This is a genomic window from Thalassoglobus sp. (genome assembly GCF_048270125.1).
Taxonomy (GTDB): domain Bacteria; phylum Planctomycetota; class Planctomycetia; order Planctomycetales; family Planctomycetaceae; genus Thalassoglobus.
On the sequence record NZ_JBLWTN010000001.1, the window covers coordinates 495,705 to 514,234 of the forward strand.

Sequence of the window (18,530 nt, forward strand, 5' to 3'; positions counted from 1 at the left end):
TCGAGAGAGAAACAGTAGACAGCACATCTCCTCAACATACAGAGACATTGGATCAGATGAGTGAGAGGACAGAACGCTTCACAAATCGGCTGTAAATCCTTCGCTATGAGAGACGACTCGAATTGCGTCGCCGGGTCACAATCGCACCGGCCCCGAAGAACAGAGTGAGCAGTCCGAGACCGGTCCCGAGAATCGCTAATCGTTCCTGGCGCGCACTGTCTTGCCATTGCGCATAGAGTCTCTTTTTCGTCGACTCACTGATGTCGAGCTTCCAGGCGAGTTGCTTCATTTCTCCGGTGAATTCTCGAACTTTAAAAGGCCACGTGATCTCGCACTCTTGCTCCAGAACTTTACTGTTGAGAAAGTTCTCAACTGAAAAGCTCGTCCCCCGCATGTCTGGAAAAGACCTCGCCAGTTCCGACTGGATTAAGGAGTTCGCAAGTGGTTTCAGTTCAGTCCTTGCTTCATTTAGAGATGAGTATCGTTTTGAGATCAGTACGATCTCTCCCTGTTTAGGGCGAACAAGATTCTGTCCGTTCGCCTCTTCAACCCAATCTGGAATCTCCGAGAGCGTTTGAGTACGAGTCCCGTTTGTCCCTTGAAAGTGGTAAGTCACTTCTCGAATAGCTAATGGCCCCTCTTCGTTTCCCTGTTCGTTTTCTTCGTTGACAGGGATCAGATCGTCAGCTGCAGTGGAGACATCTTCGGCATCTATTAACTCGCGAGGTGTCTCAACAAGACGAGTTACCTGCCGTGCAGAAGAAACCTCTGTAGCGCTATATCCCCCGAGTAGCCCTACAGCGGCTATCCCAAGAAAACAGCAAACCGTAAGTACTGGCCTCTTCCTCCCGAACCAGACAAGACTGCCGAGCACAATCAGTCCAATTACTCCTGAAGCGAAAATCATCGCCCAACTCGAATGTTTTTCAGTTGCTTTGGTAAAATTGTCGTAAACGACTTCACTATCATGTCGGGGGCTGAAGTCAGTCATTCCATGCGAATTGTAACTGGTATGTCCGCCATCATGTTCATGCTGCCCGGAATGTGAATCAGGATCATGATGCTCACTATCTTCATCTTGATGCAAAGCCTTTGATTCGCCAGCTCGAATTTGCTCTGCAACAACAGCCAAGTTTTGCTTCGCTTCTGATCGACTCTGTTCAACATGAGCATGCTGGACCTGGTTGCTCCGTACGAGAAACAGTCCCACAACAGCTGCGATCAAGAGAAACGGAATTCCGAGAAAGACAAAAAACACCTTCGACCAATCGACGCGGCTGCGTGACTGATTCGAAGTTCCTGACAATGCTGCCCCCCCAATGACGCCCGGGACAACAAGCAGCAGACAGATGAGTAACAACAATTCAATGGCGCCGAATGTCATGGTCAAATCCTATTCTCTGAACATCTCAAAATGACTTATTCGCTCTTACGGAACTCTGAACAAACCATCGAAATCCAATTGAATCGCAACGACACGAATAGAATTTTTGAAGGTTCTCATTAAAAACAGGCAGTCTACTATGCTCTTCGATGCCGTGAGGGACGTTCATTTAATGGGGATGCGAGCTGAGTGACACATGCAATGATCACTCCCCAGGCAACAGCAATTTCACTCGGGAATGAGAAGATCGCAGTCGCCAACCACGCCACAAAGACAGTGACAATTACAGCTCCAACACTGAACCGTTTCGCTCGAAACGGAGAAGTCATCAATTGCCAGTTGCGGAATCCAAGAAATGCTGCAAAGAAGGCAATGTAACCACAAATCGAAGGCATCCCATTATTCACCAGGAGATGGTCTCCCAATTGCTTAAACATTCCATCAGAAGGCTTTCCAAGGTGCTCCAGCATCAGGAATTTCTCGACGCCGTAAGCGAGGACCCCGATGACTACGCCGGCGAGAGCAAAGTGAAAGGAACTGACCTTCTTACCTTTTCGAATTTCCTTCCGAAAATATGGGAGTAGAAGAATCACCCAGCTTGCCAGGACAGTGACAGTGGAAAACATACCCAGCAAGCCGAGGTCGAGACTTTCAATATGACTTGATGTCCCGAGCAGTGTCGGCTTCAAAATTGCCAGACAGCCGATCAACAATGCCGATATCGGAACCGCGGCAAACAATGAACCAAACGCATCTGCACTTCTCGACGCAGCTTGGGGAAATTTCCTGGAAGGTTGAACGCGTGTCGCTTGAACTGCTCTTTTTGAACCAGCCTGGGACGTGCGAGTTCTTGCTCTTTGCCAAAACACTCCAGCAATGGCTCCCAGCAGAACAAACTGCCCGGCACTCACAACTGAAACTCCGGACAAAGCGACAAGATACGCAATCACGAGCCCGAAGAGTCCACCTTTGAACATCCCGGCGAGCGTGTACATCGAAAACAGACCTGTATTCGACGCAGAGGACTTCGGAAGAACGGATTGAACGTCCTCTTTCAAGGGTTCGGTCTGATCGGCCGGAGGAGTCAATTTTTCAGGTTCTTTTGAAACTCCAAGAACAGCATCCCCGAATGCGCGATTCAATGCTTCCACACTGGAATACCGCTCGCCGGGATCTTTCATGAGGGCATTGGCGACAACTCCTTTCAGTCGTGGCGGAAGCTTCTCAAGATCCGGTTCTTCGCTGAGGTGCTTCATCAAAATTTCACCAGTCGATTCACCATCGAAAGGGAGTTCTCCCGTCAGCATCTCATAGAGAATAATGCCCATTGCATAGACATCGACTTCTCGGCCATATTTACCTTTGGCCACTTCGGGTGCCATGTAGTGTACTGTTCCGACACTTTGTGTTTGCGCGCTGTGACGACTTGGGGAAATGTACTTTGAAAGTCCAACATCCCCAATTTTGACCACACCGTTTTCCATGAAAACGTTCGCCGGTTTCATGTCTCGATGAACCAAACCTCTGCTGTGCAAATACGACAGCCCGTCGGTCATGCCCTGCAACCATTTGCGGACAGTCTCCATCGGAAGCCCTGTGGGAGAATTTTTCAATACCGTATCCAGCGTCAGGCCGGAAACGTATTCCATTACAATCCAGTGGTCCCCGTCTCCATCCTGCCGAACATCAAAAATGGTGACGAGATTCGGGTGAGACAAGTTCAAGCATTGCTGAACTCCGCGAAGTTCGATGTCAGCGTTGTTTTGCAAGAGCTTCAACGCAACCTCGCGTCCTGCATCTGACTTCGCGTAGTAGACCTCACCAAATCCTCCACGATAAATCGCGCGCTTGATGGTAAAGCCTTCAAGAGGTCGTGATTCTGGAGTAAAGGTGAATTTCATTGTCTGGCTCGCAATTCCGTTAGGGAATTATTCATCATGACCAGAGGTCGTTCAGTTTCGACGTAGTCATCTTTCCGGTCTATTCTTCTTAACGCAAAAAAACGTTCATTGGATCAATCTCTTCTTGAGTTCCTCATTCGATCCAGTTTTTCATGAATTCACTTTAGCAAAACTTGGTCGACAAATCGCAATTTCAGTCAATCAAGACCGCCTCAAAATTCGCAACATCTGAAGTTTTCTTCGTACTCCCAAGGCATTGCTGACTCAGGTTGCCTCAACACGCATTGACCAATCCTCCCCCGCCAGATGAGCACCATTGTGAACTTTGACAATCCTGTCGCTCGGAACTCCGTCCAGAGTGATCGGTGATTTTGTAGACTTGCAGAACAGTTGGCTGTCGCGTTCAAAGAAGACGACATCTTCCGACCAGTCTCTGCATTGAATGTGCTTTTGTTTTCCCGCTCCAAGGAGACAGGTTTTTCGAAACAAGACAACTCCATCAACTCCGTCCGCAAATCGATGCCCGCTTTCGATCTGTAAAGTGGAAGTCAAGCTAAGTGAAGAGGGCTGCTCGAATCGTATCTGAACTTCGTTCTCCAAGGTCAGCCCCAAAGCGAGCATTGTTCCATGACTTAAACTTCGCCGATCGAAAGATTCATCTTCAACTGGAGTGACGCTTTTGTTTTCTGTGAGCCAGTAACTTGAATCGTCAAACTCGATTGTTGCATGCTCGGTTCTGAGATCTGCAACGACTGAAATTTTTGTAACATCCGCAACAGGAATTGGATTCCCAATCGTGATTCGTTTCTCCAGGCACAACATCCAACATCCAACTCCATCAATCCAGAGTTTGCATGCTGAAACAGGTTGCGAAAGATTCAAGGGCATCTTGCTGAATCGCTTTTAAGTGGAGAGCACCACTCTCAGTGAAATGAATTAAAAAATATCTGAGACTGCGAGCTTCCTTATTTCATTCTCAATCTTTGAGACGCAAAGATCAGGATTTTTGAATCAGTTCTCAATCCTTGTGAATGCTGAAAATTCCGCTCGCCTTTTGGAGTTGTCCCAAGCCTGATGCGAGTTTGGATGACATCGGACTTGGAGACCGTTTCCAGGGCGAGCGGACTTTGAGCAGACCGAATCTCACATCATGTTACTTCTTGACGACTTCAATCTCGCCACTGCGACCGAAGTATTCATTCACCGCATCTGCGATGTTTTCATCTTCGACCTGAACTTCCTGTTCAACAGGAATCAGTCCCATGAAATCTCCATCCGCTGCCAGGACAGCATCTTCGACGTCGAGTCGTTTGTCGATCGTTTGAATGAGAGACTTCACTCGATTTAACTGTGAATCGTCAACTTCGATGCTCGCGATCTGTTTTCGAGCATTAATAGTCTTGAGTCGGGCTTCCAGTCGCTCCAGCTCAACCTCGAGGCTTTTCCGCTGTGAGAGCATGCCTTCGAGGGTTTCACGGTGAGTCGTGAGAGCCTTCTCTTTCGCAGTTAAAAGTTCCTGTTCTCTCTTCAATGTTTCGTCAGCAGTTTTGAACCGGTTAAACCGCTCTGAAAGGTCTTTTTCAACTTCACGCTGAGTGTAAGCGTGTCCGGCATAGACGAAACGGGAGTCACCCGACTTCAAATCGGAAGTCAGTGAAAGGATCGCCTCTTCTTGATTTTCGAGAGCCAACTCTCTCTTTTCAATCGATTTTCGAAGATTCGCAACCGCAACCTGCTCTTCAGCAATCACGTGCATCGACTTGCGAACTTCAGGAAGAAGCTGTGCTACCTCTTGGCGAGCACGTTCAATTTCAAATTCGAGAGGAACTTCGCTGCGAATTTTGCTTTGTGCGGAGTGGAATCCAGTTCGTGCGTAACTGAAGACGTCCGTTCCAAAGACCATCCCACCGATGGTCATCACAGCCAATGTCCCGTAAGCGGCTTTCTTAATCATCTTTTGTCTCCTCGATCAATTCGGTTTGTGAGGTCTACCGGAATGGCAGATCTCATCGCTCAAGGGGTTATTCGCTGACGACGCGTCGTTCTTAGCGAATAATTGAAAGAATTCCAAAGCCACAAACAATGACCGTAAACCATTCAGCAGTAGGAACTTACACCTGCCCCTGAACGTAAGAGCTTCCGGTAATCCTAATTTCGACGAATTTCTCGCTCCGGCGGATCTCAACAATTCCACTCAATACACAAGTTTCACGGCCGCTCATTCAGGAATCGTCAGACCTTCCTCAGTTTCACAATAGTAAGAATTACACTCTGGGCGATACAGGAAAGGCAGGGAGACTTTGCGGACGACAAGGTTCAGCGAGGAACGAGTCGTCGAGACTGCCTCACACATCGTTCTGAAAATTTGGGGAGAACTTGGTGAAACTGTTTCGTGGACAAATCAATCGACTCTCGCTCAAGAATCGATTGTGGTCACTTCTCGAAAAAATCAGCGGACCAATACGCATCGTTGGAATATTGATGTCTGTCTTATCGATGCATCTTCTAGTCGTTCGACCACTTGTCGATCGAGTAGGGCGGCTTGAGTCCGAACTGCATGGCATTGATACGACTCTTCAAAAAATTGCGAAGTCACGTACCACAATTCGTCAGACGAACTCGCTACTCGAAAACCTGAAATCTCAGCACGAAGAACTTGCCCGTGCCCGAGCGACGGTCCATCAATTGCAGATCTTAAGAAAAGAGATCGCTTACGAAGCTGAGCAAATTCCGGCAGCTCTGGAGTCGTTGAAACGACTGAGTGAACTCTCCGATTACGTCTTTCAATCGGAAGTGAAGCGCTACAGCCAATTGCCTGCTGCACTCAAAGAAGAGGTCTCACCTGCACAACCAAGTTCCGTTTCGATGCCTATTCGGATTGAGGACATGCTAAGCGACACTGAGCTTGTGATCCCCGATCCCATCGCTCCGCGCATCGTCACGATACCGCGAAAACTGATTCCGATCTCTCAACAGAAGAAAATGAAATAAGGTTCGGACTCCCTGAGATTGCTCTTCGCTGCTGAATGCTTCAAACTACGAACGTCTTCGTTCTTTCAATCTCCACGAAGAAACCGTTCTCTCAAAATGAACACTGAATTCCACGAGGTAGCTCGCTGCATACGATTTCCGATGATGCTCAAGATCTGAAATTTCTTTTCAAACCCAGTGACTAATGGCCTGCGATGCACACGAAACTTGTCTGTTCCAAAACGGGTGAAGACTACCCCGTCGATCAACTCCACAATTTGAGCTCGGCAGGAAAGCCGCTACTGGCGGAGTATGATCTCGACTCCATTCGGCACTCATTTACTCCCGAGGCCGTACGCTCTCGTCGGCTGCGATCGATGTGGAAATTCTGGGAAGTGATGCCCGTCGATTTTCCCAACGAAGCTGTCTCGCTGGGGGAGGGGGGATGTCCACTTCTTAAAGCGACTCCCTTCGGTCCATTTGAGAAATTTTCAAATCTGTTCATCAAAGATGAGTCGTTCAATCCCACTGGAAGCTTCAAAGCTCGTGGAATGTCTGCCGCAGTTACGCGTGCCAAAGCGCTCGGCGTCAAAGCAATTGCACTTCCTTCTGCCGGAAATGCCGCCGGTGCAGCAACCTACTACGCTGCCCGAGCTGGGCTCGACTGCCATATTTTCGTTCCGGAAGATACTCCTCCAGCGAATATCATTGAGTCGAAATTAGGAGGAGCAAACGTCTACCTCGTCAATGGACTGATCAGCGATTGCGGTCGCTTGTGTCGGCAGGCTTGCGATGAGCATGGCTGGTTCGACCTGTCGACTCTGAAAGAGCCGTTCCGTGTTGAAGGCAAAAAAACGATGGGGTACGAACTCGCCTTCGATATGGCTGACGTCGACGAGACTGACGAGCTGAAACTCCCCGATGTCATCTTCTACCCGACTGGTGGCGGAACAGGCTTAATCGGGATGTGGAAAGCGTTCAACGAGATGGAGCGACTCGGCTGGATCGGCAGCGAGCGCCCTCGTATGGTTGCAGTTCAGGCGGAAGGCTGTGCGCCGATTGTAAAAGCGTTTCAAGAGAATGAAGATCACGCGCCGTTATTTCCCAATGCACAGACATGTGCGTCGGGGCTGCGCGTCCCGATCGCTGTGGGTGATTTTCTGATGCTCGATGCACTTCGCGAAAGTCAGGGAACTGCAATTTCCGTCACCGATGAAGAGCTGATGATTGGGGCTGAGGAAGTCTGTCGATGGCAGGGAATCGCTGCCTGTCCAGAAGGGGGAGCCGTATGGAAAGCTGCCGAAAAGCTTCTCGAACAGGGCTGGCTCAACAGCGATGAGCGGATTGTTCTGTTTAATACCGGAACGGGAGTTAAGTACAACCACTTGTACAACACCGACGGCCTTGTACGAATCGATCAACATGATGAAAACTGGATGCAGCGCATTCAGGCTGCCCCAGGCTGAATGACTCTCAAATTCCCTTTTCAGCCAAAGCATTGAAATCAGGACCTTGCAGCCAACAATTTGAAACCAACACTGTCTCTTCGAAAGCTCACAATGTTCGGTCACCGCATTTTCGGTCTCATCTTGATTTCCTTCGTTTCCAGCGTTTTCGTGCAACCTGCTCAGAGTGCCGAGAAGCTCAACGTGATCGTCCTGCTGGTCGATGACATGGGATGGACCGACTTGGGATATTGCGGCAGTGATCTTTACGAAACGCCGAACATCGATCGTCTCGCTGCCACTGGAATGCGATTCACAAATGCCTATGCAGCCTGCACAGTCTGCTCTCCAACTCGAGTTGCAATCTTGACGGGACAGTCACCCGCACGCGTCAATGTGACCGATTTCATTCCGGGACACAGACTCGAGAACCTTCCTCAACAGATTCCAGACTGGACGCAAAAGCTCGAACATCGACATCTCACGATTGCCGAAATTCTCAAAGAGCATGGATACCGAACTGCCCATGTTGGCAAGTGGCATCTCACGCCACGAATCGCGACCAATGACGTGAACTCCGATGGAAACTTCCCTGAATTCTATCCGCAGTCGCAAGGTTTCGACGTCAACATCGGTGGCAATGAAGCAGGGGCTCCTCGAAGTTACTTCTGGCCATACGGAAGAGGAAAAGGCGACGCCCGCAAACAGAACAACCTCTTCGCGACACTTCCCGATTCAAAAGAAAACTATCCGGAAGGAACGTATCTCACCGACCAGTTAACTGACGAGGCTGTGAAATTCATCGAACAGTCAACCGCGAAGGGGAGCCCATTTTTCCTTTATTTCGCCTACTATAATGTCCACACTCCTCTGCAAGCCAAACCAGAACTGGTTGAACATTACAAAACGAAACTCAAAGATCATCCCACGGACCAAAGACATACAAATCCCGTGTACGCTGCCATGGTCCACTCTGTTGACGACTCAGTCGGCCGACTCGTAAAAACTCTTCAGGACCAAGGAGTTGACAAGAACACCCTGATCATTTTCACATCCGACAACGGAGGACTGACTGGAGCAAAAGGGCGCCCGCCTGTCACCTCAAACCTTCCCTTGAGACAAGGCAAAGGTTCCATTTACGAAGGAGGCGTCCGGGTCCCCGCTTTCGTGAGTTGGCCTGGAAAAACAAAATCCAATCAAAGCTCAAGCGAACCAATCATTTCGATGGATGTTCTTCCAACAATTCTTGAGGCAACTAACGTAGAAGTTCCAGCACAACTCAAGCCTCTCATCGATGGAGTTTCGCTTGTCCCATTACTGACTCAAAAGAACAGCTCACTCGCTAAGAGAAACCTGTACTGGCACTACCCTCATTACCACATGATGGGAGCAATCCCCTACAGCGCCGTCCGCTCCGGCGATTGGAAACTGATCGAGTTTTTCGATGAACGCCCCAGTGAACTCTACAATCTCCAGGACGACATTCACGAAGACCGCAATCTCGCGAGTGAAAATCGAGAGATCGCCAAGCAATTGCACAACGAATTAGAAACGTGGAGAAAGAAAGTCGACGCCCAGGCGACACAACCGAATCCGGACTACAATCCAAACCGACCAACCGGAAGAAAATCCGGTAAAAAAGTGAACCCGCAACAACCATTGCGGGAATAAAACATTTCGAAGGCAAGTTTTTCAGGGGACTTAAAATTTCCAGATAATCCTTTGGTCCCAGTCCGATGCCCCTTGAACCTTTCGAACTCTACGACCGCGGCAACAGTCCAATTAAAATCCGCTGGATTGTTTACATACATCTTGCGGGTGTTGCGTTGACCGTCTGCTTAAGCCTGGCAGATCGCGGACTGTTTCTTTCCTCCACGATCTCCAACTGGCTTGCCTCAATCACTTTCGAAGCGGGCTCTCCTATCGTTGGGATAGTAATATTGATCATCTTCTGGGGGTGTCCAATTCTCATGCTGTCCCAGCTATTCAACTCAGCGATCGATCTCAAAGCCAGAGTCATCGGCGGAGCAGCAGAGTTCCTCGTGGCAATTGCACATCTTTTTGCGATATTGCCAAGCGTTCAATGATCACTTTGTGAGCGTTTTCCTCTTAAGCACATTTTGCGGCCAACGCATTCACTGCTGTTGGACTTCCGAAAGCGAAGAGGCTGTCACCGGACTCGATACAGACGGAACCCTCGGGAGCGATGACATGTTCACCATCAGTTCGGCGAATCCCGATGACCATAATTCCCTGCTCTCGAAGGTCAGTCTTCGCAAGAGACTTGCCAACGTAATCGTTGTTGTTTCGAATCTGGATTTCAGCCAATTCAAGATCACTCCCACTCTCGTCAGTAATCTCTAAAAAGTCTTCGATAGTTGGGCTCAACATGAGCCGTGCCATTTTTTTCGCACCACTGCTGAATGGACTGATGACCCGCGTCGCTCCTGCACGCTGAAGCTTTTGAACAGCACTCGTGTCGCTGGCACGAGCCACAATCTGTATCGAACTCGAGAGCAACCGCGCCGACAAGACGACATACACATTGTCCGCATCGGTAGCCAACACAGTTGCGATCGACTGCGCCCTTTCGATTCCAGCCTGCATCAGAACTTCGTCATCGGTGGCATCACCATGAACACCAAGCCACTTCCGCTCTTTGCATGTCTGCGAGATCACTTCTTCGCTGCTGTCTATGACAACAAAAGGCTGGTTCTTGGAGTCGAGGTGCTCGCAGATTGAGTTTCCCATACGCCCCAAACCGCACACGATGTAATGATCATTCAATTTGTTCAATTCACGATCCATGCGACGCTTCTCCCACATCTCTCGAAAGTCAGCATTGACGATTAACTGGCCCATTTGAAAAACACAATAAGTGAAAACACTAATCCCGCTGATCAAATAGACCATGATAAAAATCATCCCCTGTGGGGAATGTGGAACGTCTCGGGATCCAACAGTCGTAAGCGTGATGACCGCCAGGTAAGCTGATTCCAGCCAAGACACATCCTCACCGGTGAGCGAGTAGATGCCGACAGTCCCCATCACGAGGATGCCTACCAGTAGACCAGAAATCACAAAGAACTGTCGCATGTTTTTTGAGTCTTCTCAGCGACGAAAACTGTCTCACGAAATGAGTTTGGAAACGGAGAGACTTGTTAAGGCCCGCTGACTCGCCGGATATTTTGCGAACTCGAAGCCCCTTCGCTGTGGCGACCGAGTTGAATCCTCGCAGGAGCAGATGTGGCCCCCACTGGAAAAGCTTCGATTGTGGTGGTCACTTTCTTCCGCTGATTGAACTGAAGCGCCCCGGACATCATGACAGTCATGTCGATATTTTGCTCGACGTGACTTCGTTGCGGCAAACCTGTTTCACGGAAGATTGTACACGAACCTTGAGTCTCTCCTCCTCGAACAGTCACTCTCACCCCCGTTTGCGCGTCCTGGGCGGTCATTGTTGTCGATGGTGTAATTTGCCCGCGGATCTCAATCGTTGCCAGATGAGGATCGAGTTGCTTGAGCGTGTACTGGGTGTTCACGTGCATCGGAACGGGCCGACCGATATGGCTGGGACGTTCCCAGGAATCTCCCGGTTTGTGAACTCCCCCATAAGGTAAAAGTCCAATCGAATTGTCTATGAAATTGGCGATGCCTGATTCGCCCGATCCTGCTTCGATCCCTAGAACGACATTGCTTCGATCACTTTCAGGGACATTCTGCAAACATCGATTAAGAAATTCGGTAAAGCCATCCACCGAAACAATTTGATTCTCTTTACCAATCCAGAAGCTGAAGCCGTCCCCAACCATCGCTTGATAGGCTTTCACCGAAACTGGAAGATTCCCTGCCGGCCGGGTCGAATCGAACTCGAGAAGTTCCTCTCCAATCCGATGCGAATACTTCACCTGATCATACCGTACCTGGAGTTTTGTCCGATCGTCAGCCTTGTCGACAACCGATATCGCGAACAATAACTCCAGCCGAGTGTGGATTCGATTCGCCGAGCCACTGAGCGAATCCTGGTTCAGTTCCTGCTCCACAACTTTACGAAGTGGGAAACGATCTCCTGGCTTCAACTTCAGCTTTAACTGAGACTGATTTGCCGATTCGAGCGAGCGAACCACGTTTTTGTCCGGGGCCTGAGTTCCCCATTCCTCGACAATTTCGCCCTGTGAAGAAGCTGTCTTTTCCTGGCTACATCCAGCTGCCAACAGGGCGCACAATAAGAACGCCCCTGAGATTCGGGTCGTGAATTGCATCTTAAACTCCTTCGATGCCATGATCCCATCCTGGGGAAATTTTCATATTGATGAATTGACGAATACAAATTCGAGTCTGAACTGGTCACCTGAACTGAGGTCATCAATTAGTCCTCTTTACGTTCAGACTCGTGGTGAGCAGCCTATGAAGTCACGCAAGTGAGCTTTACGGGCATGACAGTCATTGGAAATATTCTCGCTGAGACTCAGAGTTTATCATGCTTTATGAAGATGGATCTATAGCGCTTCCCAGCCCTTCAATTCGTGATTTTCTTCACAGATTTGACTCGATTCATATCAGTACACTTTCGCGTTTCTCTTGCTGTGAAGAATGTCTTTTGTCAGGGAAAGACTCTTTGACAGCAGACTGAATGCATATATTGTTTTTAACAATGCTCGAAAATGAGCAAATCAGATTTTCTCAAATCACCAAATTCTCCATGAAACACTCACAAATTGCGATTTTAGGGGCTGGCCCCATCGGGATTGAAGCTGCTTTGGCCTGCCTTGAACGGGGATGGGATGTCACCATCTATGAACGAGGAAATGTTGGAGAGAATCTTCAAAAGTGGGGACATGTACGTCTTTTCAGCCCATTTCAACTCAATCACTCTCAGCGAGGAGCAAGGAAACTCAGAGAATGTGGGCGAACTCTCCCTGCTGAAGAGGCACTTTTACGTAGCGATGACTACATCAGCGAATACCTGAAACCGCTCTCCGAAATTCCAGAAATTGCCGAAGCTCTGGTGACTGAAACAACTGTTCGCCACATCTCTCGCGACATGCAACTCAAGGGGGATCATGTTGGCTCGGATCAGCGAGCTGACTCGCCGTTTCGTCTTTTGCTCGAATCAAACGGGATCGAAAAATATGTCACAGCCGATTTCGTCCTCGATTGCACAGGAACTTTCGGCAACCACAATTGGCTCGGACGTGGCGGAATTCCCTGTCTGGGGGAGAGGCAGTTCGCTGACCGAATTCAATACGATCTTCCAGATCTCCTCAATAAAGATCGCCAAAACTATTCAGGTCTCGCAACGCTCGTCGTTGGAAGCGGGTACTCGGCAGCGACGAACATTGTTTCACTGGCGTCTTTGCATCATGAAGCCCCATCGACAACTCTCTACTGGGTGACCAGAAAAGTCGGCGATGCACCACTCACCCCGATCCCGGAAGATGCTCTCCCTGAACGAAAACAACTCACGCAACAGGCCAATCAACTTGCGACCCAATCTTCAGTTGTCAATTGGATTGGCGGGGCCGTTGTCGATTCAATTCTTGCTGAGCCAGGATCGAGCCAGCTGAAAGTAACGTTAATTGTGGGAAGCGAGAACTCAATTCGAACCATTCTCGTTGATCGCATTCTGGCAAATGTTGGGTTTCATCCAGAGAGATCGATTTACGAGGAACTGCAAATTCATGAATGCTACGCTTCACACGGTCCGATGAAACTTGCAGCCGCCTTAATGGGAGAAAGTTCAGCGGATTGCCTGACACAAGCCTCACCGGGAGCAAGCACGCTCATCAATCCAGAACCGAATTTCTTCATCCTTGGCTCGAAGAGTTATGGTCGAAGTTCGCGATTCTTGCTGAGAGTCGGTCTTGAACAGATCGGCCAGGTTGTCGACTTAATCGCGAAGAGAATGAGCGACAGAGTGTTTTAGAGCATCTTTCGAATTGGTTTGCAGGTTCTGCCTCGTGGCGAACAGCATTCTTCCTAGAGAAATGCGTTCTTCACGGGCACACGGTAGAGCAAACTGCTCTAGATGCTTGCCTTGCCTGTGAAGCTCGCTTTCATGACTTCAAGAATTACTGATACTCCGAGATGAAACCGCTATTGAGTGGAGTCTTTGCGAATTAGAATTCCCGGTCGGTCCACTTTGGAACCTTTCACGCTCACGCTGATCACGGGCCAGTTTTCAACCGGGGTGAGGTTCTCGATGCCTGTCTCAGTAATCAGGAAACTGTCTCCCACTTTTGACGAGCGTACGGACGGATGCCAATGCACGATGTGTCCCCGCTCAAGTTTCAGCCCAAACCCTGGTACGAGATTTCGTTCGTTGGATTGATACCCCATGAGTTGCGCCTGCTCCGCTGATCTCCATTCGTCCGGAACGCCGAACTTTTCGTAAATCCTCGCAACACGTCGCCAGGTTTCGTCGAATTCCCATCCGGGGCGCGAGAAGTAGATGCCAGTTGATTGGACAAGCGTGGCGATTTCATGAACTCTTTCCAGTTCCGTCGACGGCGCTCCCATGCAAACTGTCCGACTCGCTCCAACATGAAGTCCATGTCGGCGACCAATCACGGAAATGACACAGTGACGCTCAACGCGATCTTCACCATATCCCCAGTGGCGATAACGCCAGCCTTGCCCGTCTGCCATCACCTGAATCTGCACCGGTTGAATTTTGTTTTTCATCAATCGATGAGCCAGATGCCCTGCGATTTCTGCTTCACTTGCTCCCGGGAAAAAATTCCGTCCCGTTGCTTCGAGTGAATGCGAGACTTCCATTCCCAATTCGCGAAGCCGCTTTAATTCTTCTTCAGCCAGGTGCATGCGGAACGGCTGTAAATTTTTCGAGACGTTGATGGTCTCCGGAAACTCGATATCACAGGCGGTCCGGCGCCCGCGACAGACATCATTCAGCAGGACGAGACGGTCTTCTGTCCAAGGTCGTTCTTTCAGCAAGAATCCCAACCCCATCAAATCGAGATCGAAAATCTGGCCGGAATCGACATTGTTACACAAAACAACGCGAGCTTCCGCGGTTACCAGAATTGCAGCGATCGGTTCACCACCAGCTTCACGAAGGTTGGTTCCTCCAGCGGTCAACCAGGCATAATTTGCAGGGTGTTGAATCAGAAGTGCATCAAAGTTATTGAGACGGAGATACTCAACCAGCAAGGCGTGTTTTCGCTCGATTTCTTCTACGCGTCCAATGTCTATAGCTTGAATCTCTCCCGATGAGACTGGATGATCCGGCGATAACGCGGTCGAAGACATTGAACACCTATGCGTAACAACTGTGATCAGGACTGCCTCACTACTTAAGAAACAAAACCCAAACTTCTGGATCAGCTTCTTGAGCAGTTTGCTCTACCACGTGCCCGTGAAGAACGCATTTCTCTAATAAAAATGCTGTTCGCCACGAGGCAGAACCTGCAAACCAACTCGAAAGATGCTCTAAATCCTTACAGCTGAATTTGCAAACGCGATTCCGATTGGATTTTGAATAATACGACGTTCGCATGAACTGGACTTGATATGTCTTGAGAATACCATCGCAAGGCAGGACAAACCAGTAAAAGGTATGAAATCTCACACCTGTTAAACATTTTCAAACCATTTTTTCGAATGCTCAAAGACTATGGCGCGTACCGAAGCAGATCGAGAGGATCTTTACGAAGAATTCCGCTCCGCGACAAAAAAATGGGAGCTGGAACTCACACACGAGGACTCGCCAATTGTGCTGGGGATTCGCAAAGACAATCGGCTATCCCTCTATTTTGGTCCAGATCCCTGCTTCCACTACGATTCGCACAATCTGTTACTACGAGCTTACAAAGATGGAGCATTGTTTCGCACGCAAGGTCATACACTCGCACGCTTGGTGCGAACAAGGACATCTGAATCAACGACACTCAATCGTACTAACCTTGCGCCAGCTGATCTTACACAGTTTCTGAGCGACATGAATTCCAGAATCACTGAGTTCTTAAACGCGATTACAAAAAGAAAATATCGAATACTGCGTACAAATTCAGATGAAGAACATCTCAACGAAGCGGCAAACCGGCTGCAAGAAATTAGTCAACTCGAAAACCGACTTGCTCCTGCATATCCAACGAAACGAAAGTAGCGTGCAGTCGATAATTTTCCGCGATCAGAGCAGTCTCGTTAATGAAGTTCACAAGCCCATTCGCTGATGTCACGAGACAGAACGGTTAAGACGAATTTTAGATTTGCTTTAGAGCATCTTTCGAATTGGTTTGCAGGATCTGCCTCGTGGCGAACAGCATTTTTACTGGAGAAATGCGTTCTTCACGGGCACACGGTAGAGCAAACTGCTCTAGAGATCGGCGGTTTGGTCTTGGTTGGAATAAAAGCGATTCGCAACGATGTGCTCTCCGATGAAGATCACAACGACCAGCATTAGCAACATCGGAAAAACTTCTTGGCCGATATCGGCAGCATTAATATTGTCTTTGAGTTCTTCGATATTTCTGGCGACTTCGTATTTTTCTTCTCCGAAGCGTTCGTCCAACTCAGAGTCGGTCAGACGCGTCAAATCGCTTTCAGAGGAAGCAGGATTCACACTGAATCCCCGCAACGAAACGCGTGAACCTTGTTCATACAAGTCATAATGCCCCACTTCACTAGTCGGCTTCAACACAATTGAAGGAGCTGCAGCCGCGAGAGTTGAACGAGACTGTGTGAGTCCGGGTTCCCGGAGAAAGATCGTCCGGTCTCGATCTTTTGGCTCGAGAGGGACAACCGGAATTTGTCCTGCAAGGTAGTTGTGTTCCACATCTGTAAAGCGTGAGACGTATTCTGTCACCTGCTGAACAAACATGAGAAACATTGTTGAAGTGTTCAAACTGGCCAAAGTCGACCAGCCATCGCGAGTTTCAGGATTACTCGCATCAGTGGTGAGCATCACCGTTCGACCACGACCATAGGTTCTTTCAACCAGTGCTGGGGATCTCTCTTCATTCGTATAGGTGGCCAAAACGTTTGAACCCTCAGCCGGGTCCACCTTCCAGAATCGATCAATTCTCACGAGGTTTTCCATCGTCGAAAATGTGCCAAAGTTCTCGTACTGACGAAACTTCCAGAACATCGGATGGCTCCGTTTATCGATACTCATTCGCCAGCCAGTACGCAGATTCTTCGACTGGTAGACATCGAGACTGGCAGGAAGAAACACCTGAGCACGTGCCCGGTTGTAGTAAGAAGGGTTCAATTTCAGATCAGTATCTCCCAGAATCACAATCAGTCCGCCACCATTTTCAACGTACTTCCCAATTTGAAACCAGAGATCATCGCTGAGGCTTCTCCCTGGACAGTTGATGAGAGTGACCGCTGTATATTCGGAGAGTTGCTGATCCTTCAATTGCCCGATGGGAACATACTCCGGAACAAATTTGTTTTTGCCAGCGTCGAGACCATCGTGTGGAGCCAGCGCCAGTATCCACTCGTTGACGTCGTCGTACTCTGGCCCCACCACAAGAACTTTCGGTGCGGGAATCACTTCGGCAGAAAAATAGCGAACGTTATCGAACGCAAGCGGATCGCTGGTCGCCAGTCGAACTTCTCCATGCAACGACCGATTTTGAAGATCACTCAGAGGAGAGAACGAAAGTTGAACCGGGATTCCCGCGTCAATTGGAGAACTGATTTGCCCAACCTTCGAAGATTGGTTTTGAGAATTTTGCAGACGCAACTCAACGGTTTGCTCTGGGACATCTTTCCCCGTTGCAGAGAGCGTCGTCGAGACGATTAAATCTCCCCCAACCGGAATCCGTTCTCGGGAAAGCTCCACATCAGTGATCGCGATGTTTTGAGGATCTTCCTGTCCCACATCGACCAGATACAAATTTGTTCCAGTCGCATCCTGAATCTGCCCTTTGAGCAAATCTGAAGTTCGAGTTTTCCAAGCGGACTTCGCAAGGTCTGTAAAGACGTAAACTCGGCGGATGTACCGATCCTTGCGAGCATCCGTTTGAACGTTTGATTGGTCAGAGAGTGTTCGCGTTCTGTCATCTTCGTGAGATTTCAATGCGAGTTGGAGTCGTTCATCCAACGGCAACGAGACAGTCTGGACTTCCAAGCTGTCTAATCGAGATTGTGCGGAAAGCATTGTCGACTGGAAAAGAATCGGATTGTCATTAGAACTGTCGGCAATGGCGATTCGGCTGCCGACCGGTAACGACTGGAGATGTTTTTTCGCAATATCTCGTGCCTGATCGAGAGCCGTTTTTCCTTCCTGTAAATACGACATACTCAGACTGGTGTCGAACAACATAATTCCCGCAACAGGAAGGTTAATATCCTGAACAGGACGTGGGTTTGTCAGTTCACCTGAAATGCGCTGTTGATAGGGAAAGCCGACAAAAGCAGCGATCGCCAAAAGAGTGCTGACTGTCGTCATGTTTCGAAGTTTTGACTGACGTTCTTCCTGTTGAAATTTCGGCTGAAGCTCTTGCCGAAGACGATGTAAGAAAAAGAGATAGGAACCAATGCCGATCACGCACACCGCACACAAGATGCCGATTTCCATTCCCGACAAACGATAATTCGCCGGTGGTAACGACGGCCGTGCGATCGCCAGCACAATGATGATGAGAACAAGAACACGCAGCAGCAACAGCCAGAAATGCTTCAATCGCATCCGGCGAACGCTTTGACGTTTACGTTGCACAATCAACTGCAGTGCGGGAAACAGCAGCCTTTTGGGCTTCTGTTTCATCAGGAAATGCAAAATGACAGGGACAGACGCAAAGGCAAGCCCAATCAAAATCGAGGAGTTCAGAAACGTCATACTATTGTTCTGGAGCTACCTAT

General features: G+C 49.1%; 14 protein-coding genes. 6 read left to right on the top strand and 8 right to left on the bottom strand.

Going from position 1 to position 18,530, the window contains the following annotated elements; all coding sequences use genetic code 11:
* Window positions 1-103 precede the first annotated feature (103 nt).
* The 4 genes from ACN0YR_RS01835 to ACN0YR_RS01850 all read right to left on the bottom strand — a co-directional run bounded on the left by ACN0YR_RS01835 (window position 104) and on the right by ACN0YR_RS01850 (window position 5,239).
* Entirely contained in the window at window positions 104-1,384 is a 1,281-nt protein-coding gene (locus tag ACN0YR_RS01835) for a hypothetical protein (protein WP_417847500.1), read from the bottom strand.
* A 137-nt stretch (window positions 1,385-1,521) separates the two neighbouring features.
* Entirely contained in the window at window positions 1,522-3,285 is a 1,764-nt protein-coding gene (locus tag ACN0YR_RS01840) for a serine/threonine protein kinase (protein ID WP_417847501.1), read from the bottom strand.
* Window positions 3,286-3,549: 264 nt separating this feature from the next.
* Window positions 3,550-4,173, bottom strand: coding sequence for a hypothetical protein (locus ACN0YR_RS01845; protein WP_417847502.1), 624 nt, complete (start codon window positions 4,171-4,173; stop codon window positions 3,550-3,552).
* A 265-nt stretch (window positions 4,174-4,438) separates the two neighbouring features.
* Entirely contained in the window at window positions 4,439-5,239 is an 801-nt protein-coding gene (locus tag ACN0YR_RS01850; RefSeq protein WP_417847503.1) for a hypothetical protein, read from the bottom strand.
* Between the two features lie 425 nt (window positions 5,240-5,664).
* Here ACN0YR_RS01850 and ACN0YR_RS01855 point away from each other — a divergent pair, with 425 nt between their 5' ends.
* From ACN0YR_RS01855 to ACN0YR_RS01870, 4 genes are all read left to right on the top strand, one after another.
* Complete coding sequence (locus ACN0YR_RS01855; protein WP_417847504.1) at window positions 5,665-6,276, top strand: hypothetical protein; 612 nt, start codon at window positions 5,665-5,667, stop codon at window positions 6,274-6,276.
* 194 nt (window positions 6,277-6,470) lie between these two features.
* The gene (locus ACN0YR_RS01860; protein WP_417847505.1) at window positions 6,471-7,721 is read left to right on the top strand and encodes a threonine synthase; all 1,251 of its coding nucleotides are present in this window, start codon (window positions 6,471-6,473) and stop codon (window positions 7,719-7,721) included.
* Between the two features lie 60 nt (window positions 7,722-7,781).
* On the top strand, window positions 7,782-9,371 hold the full coding sequence (locus ACN0YR_RS01865) for a sulfatase (RefSeq protein ID WP_417847506.1): 1,590 nt from the start codon (window positions 7,782-7,784) through the stop codon (window positions 9,369-9,371).
* Window positions 9,372-9,436: 65 nt separating this feature from the next.
* Window positions 9,437-9,787, top strand: a complete 351-nt coding sequence (locus ACN0YR_RS01870) for a hypothetical protein (RefSeq protein WP_417847507.1) — start codon at window positions 9,437-9,439, stop codon at window positions 9,785-9,787.
* A 22-nt stretch (window positions 9,788-9,809) separates the two neighbouring features.
* On the opposite strand, the gene ACN0YR_RS01875 is transcribed toward ACN0YR_RS01870, so the two are convergent.
* Complete coding sequence (locus ACN0YR_RS01875) at window positions 9,810-10,796, bottom strand: potassium channel family protein (RefSeq protein ID WP_417847508.1); 987 nt, start codon at window positions 10,794-10,796, stop codon at window positions 9,810-9,812.
* 65 nt (window positions 10,797-10,861) lie between these two features.
* Complete coding sequence (locus ACN0YR_RS01880) at window positions 10,862-11,962, bottom strand: DUF6263 family protein (RefSeq protein WP_417847509.1); 1,101 nt, start codon at window positions 11,960-11,962, stop codon at window positions 10,862-10,864.
* 440 nt (window positions 11,963-12,402) lie between these two features.
* On the opposite strand from ACN0YR_RS01880, the gene ACN0YR_RS01885 reads away from it, so the two are divergent.
* A complete protein-coding gene (locus ACN0YR_RS01885; RefSeq protein ID WP_417847510.1) occupies window positions 12,403-13,626 on the top strand; it encodes a hypothetical protein in 1,224 nt (407 codons plus the stop codon).
* A gap of 170 nt (window positions 13,627-13,796) precedes the next feature.
* Here the strand turns inward: ACN0YR_RS01885 and ACN0YR_RS01890 are convergent, their stop codons facing one another.
* The gene (locus ACN0YR_RS01890; RefSeq protein ID WP_417847511.1) at window positions 13,797-14,969 is read right to left on the bottom strand and encodes a M24 family metallopeptidase; all 1,173 of its coding nucleotides are present in this window, start codon (window positions 14,967-14,969) and stop codon (window positions 13,797-13,799) included.
* Between the two features lie 364 nt (window positions 14,970-15,333).
* Between ACN0YR_RS01890 and ACN0YR_RS01895 the strand changes: the two genes are divergently transcribed.
* On the top strand, window positions 15,334-15,825 hold the full coding sequence (locus tag ACN0YR_RS01895) for a hypothetical protein (RefSeq protein WP_417847512.1): 492 nt from the start codon (window positions 15,334-15,336) through the stop codon (window positions 15,823-15,825).
* 210 nt (window positions 15,826-16,035) lie between these two features.
* Here ACN0YR_RS01895 and ACN0YR_RS01900 read toward each other — a convergent pair whose 3' ends face one another.
* On the bottom strand, window positions 16,036-18,507 hold the full coding sequence (locus ACN0YR_RS01900; protein ID WP_417847513.1) for a BatA domain-containing protein: 2,472 nt from the start codon (window positions 18,505-18,507) through the stop codon (window positions 16,036-16,038).
* Between the last annotated feature and the right edge of the window lie 23 nt (window positions 18,508-18,530).